13 protein-coding genes and 1 riboswitch are annotated in these 12,075 nt (G+C 72.1%); of the genes, 6 read left to right on the top strand and 7 right to left on the bottom strand.

Translation table 11 applies throughout. The features are described from left to right. Nucleotides 1-41 precede the first annotated feature (41 nt). From ACZ53N_RS13510 to ACZ53N_RS13530, 5 genes are all read right to left on the bottom strand, one after another. Nucleotides 42-995 (bottom strand): hypothetical protein, encoded by a 954-nt coding sequence (locus tag ACZ53N_RS13510; protein WP_469141017.1) that lies wholly within the window; start codon nt 993-995, stop codon nt 42-44. A 40-nt stretch (nt 996-1,035) separates the two neighbouring features. Further along, entirely contained in the window at nt 1,036-1,953 is a 918-nt protein-coding gene (gene metF, locus ACZ53N_RS13515; protein WP_469141018.1) for a methylenetetrahydrofolate reductase [NAD(P)H], read from the bottom strand. A 157-nt stretch (nt 1,954-2,110) separates the two neighbouring features. After that, nucleotides 2,111-2,776: a thiamine phosphate synthase gene (gene thiE / locus ACZ53N_RS13520; protein WP_469141019.1), complete on the bottom strand. Its 666-nt coding sequence runs from the start codon at nt 2,774-2,776 to the stop codon at nt 2,111-2,113. Between the two features lie 100 nt (nt 2,777-2,876). Beyond that, the gene (locus ACZ53N_RS13525; protein ID WP_130877347.1) at nt 2,877-3,242 is read right to left on the bottom strand and encodes an Rv2175c family DNA-binding protein; all 366 of its coding nucleotides are present in this window, start codon (nt 3,240-3,242) and stop codon (nt 2,877-2,879) included. Between the two features lie 217 nt (nt 3,243-3,459). Further along, nucleotides 3,460-4,629: an NAD(P)/FAD-dependent oxidoreductase gene (locus ACZ53N_RS13530; RefSeq protein WP_469141097.1), complete on the bottom strand. Its 1,170-nt coding sequence runs from the start codon at nt 4,627-4,629 to the stop codon at nt 3,460-3,462. A gap of 228 nt (nt 4,630-4,857) precedes the next feature. After that, a riboswitch (TPP riboswitch) is annotated at nt 4,858-4,969 on the top strand. Here ACZ53N_RS13530 and thiO point away from each other — a divergent pair. From thiO to ACZ53N_RS13555, 5 genes are all read left to right on the top strand, one after another. After that, entirely contained in the window at nt 4,967-6,166 is a 1,200-nt protein-coding gene (gene thiO, locus ACZ53N_RS13535) for a glycine oxidase ThiO (RefSeq protein ID WP_469141020.1), read from the top strand. It overlaps the preceding riboswitch by 3 nt. Continuing rightward, complete coding sequence (thiS, locus tag ACZ53N_RS13540) at nt 6,163-6,402, top strand: sulfur carrier protein ThiS (protein WP_469141021.1); 240 nt, start codon at nt 6,163-6,165, stop codon at nt 6,400-6,402. The genes thiO and thiS overlap by 4 nt, the downstream gene beginning before the upstream one ends. Nucleotides 6,403-6,411: 9 nt before the next feature. Further along, the gene (locus tag ACZ53N_RS13545) at nt 6,412-7,206 is read left to right on the top strand and encodes a thiazole synthase (RefSeq protein ID WP_469141022.1); all 795 of its coding nucleotides are present in this window, start codon (nt 6,412-6,414) and stop codon (nt 7,204-7,206) included. Between the two features lie 377 nt (nt 7,207-7,583). Continuing rightward, the gene (pknB, locus tag ACZ53N_RS13550) at nt 7,584-9,542 is read left to right on the top strand and encodes a Stk1 family PASTA domain-containing Ser/Thr kinase (RefSeq protein WP_469141023.1); all 1,959 of its coding nucleotides are present in this window, start codon (nt 7,584-7,586) and stop codon (nt 9,540-9,542) included. Nucleotides 9,543-9,545: 3 nt separating this feature from the next. Continuing rightward, nucleotides 9,546-10,445 carry a deoxyribonuclease IV gene (locus ACZ53N_RS13555; protein ID WP_469141024.1) on the top strand — a complete coding sequence of 300 codons (900 nt, stop codon included), beginning with the start codon at nt 9,546-9,548 and terminating at the stop codon, nt 10,443-10,445. Nucleotides 10,446-10,545: 100 nt separating this feature from the next. Here ACZ53N_RS13555 and ACZ53N_RS13560 read toward each other — a convergent pair whose 3' ends face one another. After that, a complete protein-coding gene (locus ACZ53N_RS13560) occupies nt 10,546-11,169 on the bottom strand; it encodes a sulfite oxidase-like oxidoreductase (protein ID WP_356450984.1) in 624 nt (207 codons plus the stop codon). Between the two features lie 153 nt (nt 11,170-11,322). Between ACZ53N_RS13560 and bfr the strand changes: the two genes are divergently transcribed. Then, nucleotides 11,323-11,802, top strand: coding sequence for a bacterioferritin (gene bfr, locus ACZ53N_RS13565; protein ID WP_130877354.1), 480 nt, complete (start codon nt 11,323-11,325; stop codon nt 11,800-11,802). A gap of 1 nt (nt 11,803) precedes the next feature. Here the strand turns inward: bfr and ACZ53N_RS13570 are convergent, their stop codons facing one another. Further along, the gene (locus tag ACZ53N_RS13570) at nt 11,804-12,058 is read right to left on the bottom strand and encodes a (2Fe-2S)-binding protein (protein WP_469141025.1); all 255 of its coding nucleotides are present in this window, start codon (nt 12,056-12,058) and stop codon (nt 11,804-11,806) included. Nucleotides 12,059-12,075: the final 17 nt, after the last annotated feature.

The following is a 12,075-nucleotide window of genomic DNA, read 5'->3' on the forward strand; positions in this document are numbered from 1 at the left end:
GCCGGGCGGGTGCGAGAGGCGACGTGGGCGCCGGCCGTGCGTCAGTAGCGGTAGTGCTGACCGTCGTAGCCGTGGCCCGGCAACTGCTCGGGGTAGGGCGGCTGCTGCCCGGCCGGCGGCGGCGGGGTGTCGTTGTCGCGTTGCTGCGGCACCCAGACACCGCCGGGCGGGGTGTCGATGTCGTACTGCTGCGGCATGCCGTACGCGTCGAGGGGGTAGCCGGCGGGCGCGGCCGTGCCGTACTGCTGCTGGGCGTAGGCGTCCTGCTGTCCGTAGCCCTCGTAGGTCTCGTAGGACTGCTGGCGGTTGCCGATGTAGGGGTCGGAGTAGGGCGCGTACTGACCCTGCCCGTAGTCGAACTGGCCCGCATAGGCACCCTGGCCGCCCTGTTCGCCCTGAGTGGGGGTGCCGGGGGCGTCGGAGGCCTGACCGCCGTACGGGTCGTAGGTGCCGAAGACGCTCGTGTCCTGGCCCTGGTCGTAGCCGGTGGTGTCGCCGTAGCCGCCGTACGCGCCGGGGGTGGCCTCGTCCGACGCCGCGGGGGCGGGCTGGTGGGCCGCGTTGGGCAGCAGGGCCGGGCCCGGGTCGGCCTCGGGGACCGGGTGCACTTCGAGACCCGAGACCTCGAGGGTCGGCTCGGCGAGGGGAGCGGCGCCCCCGCCCCGGCGTCGGCGGCCCGCCCGGGTCTTCTCCGCTCCCGCGGACCCGGCGGGCTCCTTGCCGTCCACGGCGTCGTCCTTGCCGCGGCGGATCGCCCAGCCGGTGGAGAAGCCGCGGCGGAAGGAGAGCGTCACATACGTCTGTCCGATGGCGAAGGCGATCGCGCCCACCCCGATGACCACGACGGAGGGGATGAGCACGCCCACGACCACGCCGAGGAAGCCGACGAAGGCGAGAAGCCGCCAGCGCAACCGCGCCTTGTACTGCAGCAACACCTCGCCCAGCAGCCAGAGCGCGACGACGCCGAACGCGATGTAGAGGACCGTCCAGCCCATTAACGCCCCTCTCGTGCGGCCGCCGTTCGCGGGCCGGCCGTCAGGACCGCTGGTGCAGTCCCAGATTCTCGTAGATTTCCAAAGTCGCCGTGGAGTGGTTCAGGGTAATGAAATGCAGCCCGGGAATCTCCTCGGCCATCAACCGAGTGCACAGCTGCGTGGCGTACTCGATCCCGATCGAGCGTACAGCCGCCGGGTCGTCCTTGACCGCGAGGATCCGTTCCGCCAGATCCGGCGGGAACGCCGCGTTGCTGAGCTGTGCGAATCGTTCGATCTGGCGCACATTCGTGACGGGCATGATTTCCGGGATGATCGGGGTGTCGCATCCCGCCGCCGCGACGCGGTCACGCAGCCGCAGATAGTCCTCGGGGTAGAAGAACATCTGGGTGATGGCGAAATCCGCACCCGCGCGACACTTGTCCACGAAGTGCCGGATATCGGTTTCCCAGTCGGTGGAGCGCGGGTGCATCTCGGGGAACGCCGCGACGCCGACGCAGAAGTCGCCGGACTCCTTGATGAGCCGCACCAGGTCGGCGGCGTGGTCGATGCCCTTCGGGTGCCGCACCCAGTCGCCCATGGGGTCGCCGGGCGGGTCGCCGCGCAGGGCGAGCATGTTACGGATGCCGACGTCGGCGTACTGGCCGATGACGTTGCGGAGTTCGGCCGTGGAGTGGTTGACCGCCGTCAGATGCGCGACGGGGGTGAGGGTGGTGTCGGTCGCGATGCGCTCGGTCGCCCGCACGGTGCCCTCACGGGAGGAGCCGCCCGCGCCGTAGGTCACGGAGACGAATGTGGGTGCGACGGCCTCGATGCGGCGAATGGCGTTCCACAGCGTCCGCTCGCCCTTCTCGGTCTTCGGGGCCGCGAACTCGAACGAATACGAGCGCTCGCCGCGGGCGAGTAGCTCACGCACCGTGTGCGCATGGTCTGTCCTGGTGGAAGCAGTGCCAAGGGCCATACCGGCAAGTTAACCAGCGGTCCGACGGAGGCCCCAACCATCTTTTTCGATATGCCCTTTTCGCCCGACCACTGTCCACACCTTGGACATTCCATGGAAATATCGTGGGCGCTCCATGACCCTTCGCCGGTCGCGCTGCTGGTCACACCCCGTGGGGTTACCCGGCGTAATCGCGCACGCGCTTCGCGAGCCGGGCCGCGGCCTCGCCCGGATCGTCCGCCTCGGTGATGGCGCGCACCACGACGACCCGCCGGGCGCCGGCCTCGAGCACCTCGTCCAGATTGCCGGCGTCGATGCCGCCGATGGCGAACCAGGGCCGCCCGGGCCCCTCGGTCTCCAGGGCCGCGGCGTAGCGCACCAGATCGAGGCCGGGGGCGTGCCGGCCGGGCTTGGTCGGGGTCGGCCAGCAGGGGCCGGTGCAGAAGTAGTCGACGCCGGGCTCGACGGCCGCGGCGGCCACCTCCGCCTCGGCGTGGGTGGAGCGGCCGATCAGCACGTCGTCGCCGAGGACGGCCCGCGCGGCCGGCACCGGAAGATCGCCCTGGCCCAGGTGGAGGACGTCGGAGCGGATGGCGTGCGCGACGTCGGCGCGGTCGTTCACCGCGAGGAGCCTGCCGTGCCGACGGGCCGCCTCGGCGAAGACGGCGAGGTGCTCCAGCTCCTCCCCCGCCTCCATGCCCTTGTCGCGCAGTTGGATGATGTCGACGCCTCCGTCACCGAGCACGGCGTCCAGGAACTCCGGCAGGTCGCCCTGGCGCTTGCGGGCGTCGGTGCACAGATAGAGCCGGGCGTCGGCGAGCCGCTCGCGTGCGGTGACGGACATGTCGTGGGTCCCCCCGGGTCGGCGGCGTACGGGCACGGGAGGCTCCCGTGCCCGTACGCCGGACGGTTTTCACTTCGCGTCTACGGCGCCTTCGGGCGCGTCAGACGGCGAGCGCCTGGGCGCGGCGCTTCACCTCCGTGCCACGATTCTCGCGCAGCGCCTGCGCGGGGGTCCCGGGCAGGGTCGGGTCCGGGGTGAACAGCCACTCCAGCATTTCCTCGTCGCTGAAGCCGTCGTCCCGCAGCAGCGTCAGGGTCCCGGCCAGGCCCTTGACGACCTTGCCCTCGCCGACGAAGTCGGCGGGCACCTGGAGCACTCGGTTCTCGCCACGGCGCACGGCGATCAGCTGGCCTTCCTTGACCAGCTGCCGGACGCGCGTCACCTCGACATCGAGAATTTCGGCGATGTCGGGGAGGTTGAGCCAGGCGGGGACGAGAGCATCAATCTTTGCGTCAATCTCGGTCACGGGACAAGCCTGCCATCTAGGACTGACAGTGGGTAGCCGGGTTGACCCGAGCCGCGTCCGGAACCGTCCTCCTCGATCGCCGGACGGGCTTGTTCTGGCTGAGCTCAGTCAAAAACAAGCCCTTCCGGCGATCGAGGACGCGCCCGCAGGGCGCTCGCCGCCGCGGGCGGCACAGACGGCCCGCGGCCGAAGATCCGCCCGGCAGGCGAACGGCACGTCAAAGAGCGGCGGACTTCAGCGGCACGGACGCGTCCGCGGCCTTCGCACGGTCGATGGCCGCGCCCCGCTCGATGAGCTTGCGCCCCTGGGCCAGGTCGCGGGGGCGGCCCACGGCGAGCAGGGCCACCAGGACGCCCGCGCGCAGCCAGCACACCGTCCAGGCGGCGCCGTCGGGGTCGCCACGCCACAGGAGCTCGTCGGCGGCCGCGTGGTGGCCCGCGTACTGCACGAAGCGGCCGAACTGCTCGGACCAGAAGTAGGGCACCGGGTCGTAGACCGGGCTCTCGGCCGGGCCGTGGACGATGTTCGCGGCAACGGTCCGGGGGCCCTGGAGGGCGTTGTCCCAGTGGTGCACGAGCAGCCGCTCGCCGTAGCGGGCGGAGGGGAAGGACGCGCAGTCGCCGACGGCATAGACGTCGGGCAGGGACGTGCGCAGCCGGTCGTCGGTGACGACGGAGTGGTCCGCCGCGAGTGCGATGCCCGAACCGGCCAGCCAGCCCGTCGCGGGCCGCGCCCCGATGCCGACGACCACCGCGTCCGCCGCGAGCCGGGTGCCGTCGGCCAGCAGCACCGCGCCCGGTTCCACGGCGGCCACGCGCGCGCCGGTCAGCAGCCGGGCTCCGCTGTCGGCGTACCACCGGGACATGTGGACGGCGACCTCGGGTGGCATGGCGCCCGCCAGCGGCAGCTCGGCGGCCTCCACGACCGTCACCCGGCAGCCCGCCTCGCGCGCGGCGGTCGCGAACTCCGCGCCGATCCAGCCCGCGCCGACGGCCACGACGTCGTGCTGCCGGGCCAGCACCGGGCGCAGCCGCTCGGCGTCGTCGAGGGTGCGCAGCAGGTGCACCCCGGGCACGTCCTCGCTGCCGGGCAGGGCGAGGGGCTCGGCGCCGGTGGCGATGACCAGCACGTCGTACGGCACGGGCCCGTTCCCGGTCTCCAGCAGGTGCTCGTCGGCGCGCAGGCCGGTGACCTCCCGCCCGAGTTCGAGCTCTATGCCGAGCGACTCGAAGTCCACCTCGAAGGCCGACCCCTCCGCCTTGCCGAGCAGGACGGCCTTGGAGAGCGGCGGCCGGTCGTACGGCTGGTGGGGCTCGGCGCCCAGAACGGAGATCGCGCCGCGCCAGCCCTGCTCGCGCAGGGCGACGGCGGTCTGCACCCCGGCCATCCCGGCGCCGACGATGACGATCCGCTGCTCGGTGGAGGTCTTCGCTGCTTTCCCGTGCTCGCTCACCCGATCACTGTAGGGCTGCGGCCGGGCCGTACCGGAGCACCGGGTGCGGAGACCTCTGACACAGCGTCACGATGTTTGGCCGCCGGAGGCCGCGGAACGGTACGAGGCTCCCCGTCCGGCCGCCCTTCCGGTCGTTTCGCGGCGCGTACTAGGGTGGCGGTGCAAAGCACTCGCGGGAGCCCGGACGACCGGGCTGAGAGGGAGGCTGGACGGCCTCCGACCGTACGAACCTGATCCGGGTCATGCCGGCGAAGGGAGGGGCTGGACGCCCATGCACGCGTCTTCCACCATGTCTCCAGGCCGGGGCACGCCGTCGGACACCGTCTGCGACGTGCTCGTCGTCGGCGGCGGTGTCATCGGTCTCGTCACGGCGTGGCGCGCGGCGCAGCGCGGTCTGCGCACGGTCGTCGCGGACCCCGCGCCCGGCGGCGGCGCGGCGCTGGTCGCGGCGGGCATGCTCGCCGCCGTGACAGAGCTGCACCACGGCGAGCAGCGGCTGCTCGCCCTGAATCTGGCCTCCGCGCGGCGCTATCCGGCGTTCACGGCCGAGCTGGAGGAGGCGAGCGGCCAGGACACCGGCTATCGCGCCTGCGGCACGCTCGCCGTCGCCCTCGACGCCGACGACCGCGCCCATCTGCGCGAGCTGCACGCCCTCCAGCAGCGGTCCGGCCTGGACTCGCAGTGGCTGTCGGGGCGCGAGTGCCGTCGGCTGGAGCCGATGCTCGCGCCGGGGGTGAGCGGCGGTCTGCGGGTGGACGGCGACCACCAGACCGATCCCCGGCGACTCGCGAAGGCCCTGCTCATCGCCTGTGAGCGGGCCGGGGTGCGCTTCCACCGGGCGGAGGCCGTCCGCGTCGACGTCACGGGGGAGCGCGCCACCGGGGCGGAGCTCGCCGACGGCACCCGGGTCGCCGCCGGGGCGACCGTGCTCGCCGCGGGCAGCCACAGCGGCCGTCTCGCGGGGCTCCCCGAGCACGTCCTGCCCCCGGTCCGCCCGGTCAAGGGCCAGATCCTGCGGTTGCGGGTGCCCGGCCCGTACGCGCCCTTCCTCTCCCGGACCGTACGGGCGGTCGTCCGCGGCGGCCCCGTCTATCTGGTGCCGCGCGAGAACGGCGAGCTGGTCGTCGGCGCCACGACGGAGGAGCTCGGCTGGGACACCACCGTCACCGCCGGCGGGGTGTACGAGCTGCTGCGCGACGCCCACGAGCTGGTGCCCGGCATCACCGAGCTGCCCCTGGTCGAGACCCGCGCCGGGCTGCGTCCCGGCTCCCCCGACAACGCTCCCCTGCTCGGCCCGACCGAGCTGCCCGGCCTGCTCACGGCCACCGGCCACCACCGCAACGGCATCCTGCTCACCCCGCTCACCGGCGAGGTGATGGCCGAGGTGCTGACCACCGGACGGCTGCCCGAGACGGCCCTGCCCTTCTCCCCCCGACGCTTCTCGAACGCGCTCCAGGAGCTGCCCGCATGAACCCCACCGATCCCACCGACAGCCCCGAGGCCAACGTCGGCATCCACGTCAACGGCGAGCGCCGCGAGGTGCCCCGGGGGCTGACCCTCGACGGCCTCGTGACGGCCCTCACCACCGCGCGCGCGGGCGTCGCCGCCGCCGTCAACGAGACCGTCGTCCCCCGCGGCCAGTGGCCCGCCACGACGCTCGGCGACGGCGACCGCGTCGAGGTCCTCACCGCCGTGCAGGGGGGCTGATCCGCACCGATGGCAGACGATCTGCTCACCATCGCGGGCACGGCGTTCTCCTCCCGGCTGATCATGGGTACGGGCGGGGCGCCCAGCCTCGACGTGCTGGAGCGCGCGCTGCTCGCCTCCGGCACCGAGCTGACCACGGTCGCCATGCGCCGGCTGGACGCCGGTGTGCGGGGCTCGGTGCTCTCCGTCCTGGAGAAGCACGACATCCGCGTCCTGCCGAACACGGCGGGCTGCTTCACCGCCGGCGAGGCGGTCCTCACCGCGCGGCTGGCCCGGGAGGCGCTCGGCACGGACTGGGTCAAGCTCGAAGTGATCGCCGACGAGCGCACCCTGCTGCCGGACCCCATCGAGCTGCTGGACGCCGCCGAGATCCTGGTGGACGACGGCTTCACCGTCCTGCCGTACACCAACGACGACCCGGTCCTCGCCCGCAAGCTGGAGGACATCGGCTGCGCCGCGATCATGCCCCTGGGCTCGCCCATCGGCTCCGGCCTCGGCATCCGCAACCCGCACAACTTCCAGCTGATCACCGAGCGCGCCCAGGTCCCGGTGATCCTCGACGCGGGCGCGGGCACGGCGTCCGACGCGGCGCTGGCGATGGAGCTGGGGTGCGCGGCGGTGATGCTCGCCTCGGCCGTGACCCGCGCCCAGGAGCCGGTCCTGATGGCGGAGGCCATGCGCCACGCGGTGCAGGCGGGCCGCCTGGCCCACCGAGCGGGCCGCATCCCCCGCCGCCACTTCGCCGAGGCGTCTTCTCCCGCGGAGGGCTTGGCGGATTTCGACCCGGAGCGGCCGGCGTTCTAGGACGTGTCCGGCGGCTCTTCGGCCGCGGGCCGTCCTTGCCGCCTGCGGCGGCGAGCGCCCTGCGGGCGCGGGGGGGGGGGGGGGGGGGGGGGGGGGGGGGGGGGGGGGAAGGGGGGGGGGGGGGGGGGGAAGGGGGGGGGGGGGAGCCCCCTGTGGTCTCTCCCCCAAACGCGGGATGGGTTGAAATAAACCCTTTCCGGCGTTGGAGGACACCGCCGCGCAGCGGTGGTGCGCACGACACGGCCGCGCCGTACACGACAACGGCACCCCGAATAGGCAGGGGCAGCAGCCTGCCCAATGTCACCGTTCGGCTGCGGATCCCCGCCGCAGGCGCACCGCGTTCGACCTGCTCGTCGTGGCTCGTAGACTCGTATGCCGTGGATACGACCCTGGGGGACCCGCTCGTCGGGCACGTGCTCGACAGCCGCTACCGCGTCGAGGCGCGGATCGCCGTCGGTGGCATGGCCACGGTCTACCGGGCCGTCGACACCCGGCTCGACCGTGTGCTCGCGCTGAAGGTGATGCATCCCGGCCTCGCCGCCGACGAGGCCTTCGTGGAGCGCTTCATCCGTGAGGCCAAGTCCGTGGCACGGCTCGACCACCCCAATGTGGTGGGCGTTTTCGACCAGGGCACCGACGGCGCCTACGTCTATCTGGCGATGGAGTACGTGGCCGGATGCACGCTGCGCGACGTGCTGCGCGAGCGCAAGGCCCTCCAGCCGCGTGCCGCGCTCGACATCGCGGAGCCCGTGCTGGCCGCGCTCGGCGCCGCGCATCTGGCCGGGCTGGTGCACCGGGACATGAAGCCGGAGAACGTGCTGATCGGCGACGACGGCCGGGTCAAGGTCGCCGACTTCGGGCTCGTGCGGGCCGTCGACACCAACACCACGACCAACAGCGGCTCCGTGCTCGGCACCGTGTCCTATCTCGCGCCCGAGCAGCTGGAGCACGGCACCGCCGACACCCGCGCGGACGTCTACGCCTGTGGCGTCGTCCTCTACGAGATGCTCACCGGCGCCAAGCCGCACACCGGCAGCACCCCCGCGCAGGTCCTCTACCGCCACCTCCACGAGGACGTGCCGCCGCCGTCGGCGGCCGTCCCGGAGCTGGCGGCCGAGCTGGACGCCCTCGTGGCCGCCGCGACCGCGCGCGACCCGCGGTTGCGACCGGCCGACGCGATCGCGCTGCTGGGGCTGCTCCGCGGGGTGCGCGAGAGCCTGTCCGACGAGCAGCTCGACATGGTGCCGCCGCGGGCCGCGGTCGACGGCCGCGACGCGGAGCCGGGCCCGGACCACGTCGGTTCCGAGGACCGTACGAGCGTGATCCCGCGGACCGCCGCGGCACCGCCCGCGCCCGCCCCTGACGATCAGCTCAACCACACCACGCGACTGGACCACGTGCCCGCGCCGCCGCCCCCGCCGGGCGCCGCGCCACGCGCGGACCGGCCACGGCCCCGGTGGGGGCTGATCGCCGTGCTCGCCGCCGTGCTGCTGGTGCTGGCGGGCTCGGGGGTCTGGTACATCAACTCCGGCCAGTTCACGAAGGTCCCGGCCGTCCTGGACATGACGCGGGAGAAGGCCGAGCAGGAGCTGCGCGGAGCAGGCCTCGGGGTGAAGGTCAAGGAGGAGGTCAGCGACACGATCGAGCGCGGTCATGTCATCTCCACCGACCCCGGGCCGGGCGGACGCATCCGCAACACGGGCAAGGTGACGATCGTCCTGTCCAAGGGCCCCGCCCGGGCCGAGGTGCCCAATGTCGTGGGCATGCCCTTCGGTGCCGCGAAGCGGAAGATCGAGGCCGCGGGGCTGACGGTCGGCGAGATCGGCCGGCAGTTCAGCGGTGAGACCCCGCAGGACGCGGTGCTCGCGACCGACCCGCAGCCGGGCGTGGAGCGCCGGCCGGGCACGGCCGTCGCCCTGACCGTCAGCAAGGGCGAGGCACTGGACGTGCCGGATGTGAGCGGGCTGTCCATCGGCGACGCCACCTCCGCGCTGGAGGGCCGCGGTTTCAAGGTCAAGGTCGCGGACGACCCCGTCTTCTCCGACAAGGAGAAGGGCGCGGTGGCCGGCCAGTCCCCCGCCAGGGGCGAGCAGGCGGCCAAGGGCGACACCGTCACCATCACGGTCTCCAAGGGCAAGGAGATGGTCGAGGTCCCCGACGTCACCGGTCGCAGCGAGGCCGACGCCAAGAGGGCGCTGACGGCCGCGGGCTTCGCGGTGAAGGTGGACCGGCCGTTCCTCTTCCCCCGGGACTCGGTCGAGGGTCAGTCGGTCAAGGGCGGCGACAAGGCCCCCAAGGGCGACACCATCACCATCCGCCTCAAGGGCGGTCTCTGAGCCATGACCGAGGCCATGAACGAACTCCTGTCCGCGCGCACCCGTAACCCCGTCGGCGGCCACATCCCGGTGGCCGGCGGGCTGGCCAAGGTCGGTCTGCCGTACGCCCGGGAGATGGGCGCCGAGGCCGTGCAGGTCTTCGTCGCCAATCCGCGCGGCTGGGCGACCCCGTCCGGCAACGCCCGGCAGGACGAGGAATTCCGCGCCGCCTGCGCGGCCGAGTCCCTCCCCGTCTTCGTCCACGCCCCCTACCTGATCAACTTCGGGTCGCACACCGAGGCGACGGCGGAGAAGTCCGTGGAGTCGATGCGGCACTCGCTGCGCCGGGGGCGGGCGATCGGGGCGCTCGGCGTCGTCGTGCACACCGGTTCGGCGACCGGCGGCCGACCGCGCCGCGAGGCCCTGGCGCAGGTCCACGAGCGGCTGCTGCCGCTGCTGGACGAGCTGACCCATGACGACGACCCGTGGCTGCTGCTGGAGCCGACGGCCGGTCAGGGCGCCTCGCTCTGCTCACTGGTGGCGGATCTCGGGCCGTACTTCGAGGCGCTGGAGCACCACCCGAAGCTCGGGGTCTGCCTGGACACCTGCCATGTCTTCGCGGCGGGTCACGACCTCGCCGAGACCGGCGGGATGAAGCAGACGCTCGACGAACTGGTCTCCGTCGTGGGCGAGGGCCGGCTGCGGCTGATCCACGCGAACGACTCCCAGGAGGCCGTCGGCGCGCACCGGGACCGGCACGAGAACATCGGTTCCGGCCATATCGGCGCCGAGCCCTTCGCGGAGCTGTTCACGCATCCGGCGACCGAGGGGGTGCCGCTGACGATCGAGACGCCGGGCGGCAAGGAGGGGCACGCCGCGGATGTGGCGCGGCTGAAGGAACTACGGGACGGCTGCGCCTGCTAGGCCGCGTCCGGTGGAACATGCTCGCGGGACACCGCGGGCCGTGTCGTCCGCACCACCGCTGCGCGGCGGTGTCCTCAAACACCGGACGGGCTGGAAAACGTCACAGCTCCGGGCCGTCGCCGGGTTCCTCCTGGTAGGAGTAGCGCTGCTCGCGCCAGGGGTCGCCGACGTTGTGATAACCGCGCTCTTCCCAGAAACCCCGGCGGTCGGCGGTCATGTATTCGACGCCTCGCACCCATTTCGGGCCCTTCCAGGCATACAGGTGCGGTACGACGAGCCGGACCGGGAAGCCGTGCTCGGCGGTGAGCGGTTCGCCGTCCTTGTGGGTGGCGAAAATGGTCTGCTCGGCAGTGAAATCGGCAAGCCGGAGATTTGAGCTGAAACCGTACTCGGCCCACACCATCACATGCGTGACCTCGGGTGCGGGCGGTGCGAGTTCGAGGATGGTCCGGGCCGAAACACCACCCCATTCGGCGCCGAGCATGCTGTACTTCGTGACGCAGTGCAGATCCGCGACGACCGTCGAATACGGCAGGGCGGAGAAGTCCTCATGGTTCCAGCAGTGCTTGTCACCGTCGGCGGTCGAGCCGAAGACGCGGAACTCCCAGCGGTCGGCCTTGAACTTCGGCACCGGTCCGTAGTGCGTCACCGGCCAGCCGCGCTGGAGACGCTGCCCCGGAGGCAGCTGAAGATGTTCCCCCTTGCGGCTTTCCGACTGACCCATGGGTCCATGGTGTCAGACCTTCCGGTGTGGTGATGACCAGGGGTTCCGCTATTGGGGCAACTCCCACTAAGTGTGCACTTACTGGACGGTTTCGAGGGGCGGTGCGAGGATGCGGCCTACCTGCCAGTCATCCTCTTGGAAGGAGCCTCTGCAATGCAGGGCGACCCCGAGGTCATCGAATTTCTCAATGAGCAGCTGACTGCCGAGCTGACGGCCATCAACCAGTACTTCCTGCACGCGAAGATGCAGGAGAACTTCGGCTGGCCCAAGCTCGCGAAGCACACCCGGGCCGAGTCGTTCGACGAGATGAAGCACGCGGAGATCCTGACCGACCGGATCCTGTTCCTGGACGGGCTGCCGAACTACCAGCGGCTCTTCCATGTCCGGATCGGGCAGACGGTGACGGAGATGTTCCAGGCCGACCGGCAGGTGGAGGTCGAGGCCATCGACCGTCTCAAGCGCGGTGTGGAGGTCATGCGGGCCAAGGGCGACATCACCTCGGCGAACATCTTCGAGTCGATCCTCGAGGACGAGGAGAGCCACATCGACTATCTCGACACCCAGCTGGACCTGGTCGAGAAGCTCGGCGAGCCGCTGTACCTCGCGCAGCTGATCGAGCAGCCGGACAGCTGAGTCAGGCCGCCTGCGCCTCGGGTATCGCGGTCAGCCCGGCGCCGAGCGCCTCCGGGTCGCCCTGATCGGCGAGCTCCCGGCGGGGGCACGCGCCACGCCCCAGGATGCCCTGGATGCGGCGGACGCAGCTGCCGCAGTCGGTGCCGGCCTTGCTCACGGAGGCTATCTGGCGGGGGGTGCACGCCCCGCGGTCCGCGTGCTCGCGCACCTGCTGCTCGGTGATCCCGAAGCATGAGCAGACGTACACGCGGTTCACCGCCTCACCGGGTTGAT

It is taken from the genome of Streptomyces sp. NPDC033229, from assembly GCF_055576875.1.

What these genes read in the sequence shown, in the direction of transcription:
- thiS (WP_469141021.1), top strand. Translation starts at nt 6,163, where the DNA reads ATGAACCCCACCGATCCCACCGACAGCCCCGAGGCCAACGTCGGCATC.
- ACZ53N_RS13560 (WP_356450984.1), bottom strand. Translation starts at nt 11,169, where the DNA reads ATGGGTCAGTCGGAAAGCCGCAAGGGGGAACATCTTCAGCTGCCTCCG.
- metF (WP_469141018.1), bottom strand. Translation starts at nt 1,953, where the DNA reads ATGGCCCTTGGCACTGCTTCCACCAGGACAGACCATGCGCACACGGTG.
- ACZ53N_RS13510 (WP_469141017.1), bottom strand. Translation starts at nt 995, where the DNA reads ATGGGCTGGACGGTCCTCTACATCGCGTTCGGCGTCGTCGCGCTCTGG.
- ACZ53N_RS13545 (WP_469141022.1), top strand. Translation starts at nt 6,412, where the DNA reads ATGGCAGACGATCTGCTCACCATCGCGGGCACGGCGTTCTCCTCCCGG.
- thiO (WP_469141020.1), top strand. Translation starts at nt 4,967, where the DNA reads ATGCACGCGTCTTCCACCATGTCTCCAGGCCGGGGCACGCCGTCGGAC.
- ACZ53N_RS13555 (WP_469141024.1), top strand. Translation starts at nt 9,546, where the DNA reads ATGACCGAGGCCATGAACGAACTCCTGTCCGCGCGCACCCGTAACCCC.
- bfr (WP_130877354.1), top strand. Translation starts at nt 11,323, where the DNA reads ATGCAGGGCGACCCCGAGGTCATCGAATTTCTCAATGAGCAGCTGACT.
- ACZ53N_RS13530 (WP_469141097.1), bottom strand. Translation starts at nt 4,629, where the DNA reads ATGGCCGGGGTGCAGACCGCCGTCGCCCTGCGCGAGCAGGGCTGGCGC.
- thiE (WP_469141019.1), bottom strand. Translation starts at nt 2,776, where the DNA reads ATGTCCGTCACCGCACGCGAGCGGCTCGCCGACGCCCGGCTCTATCTG.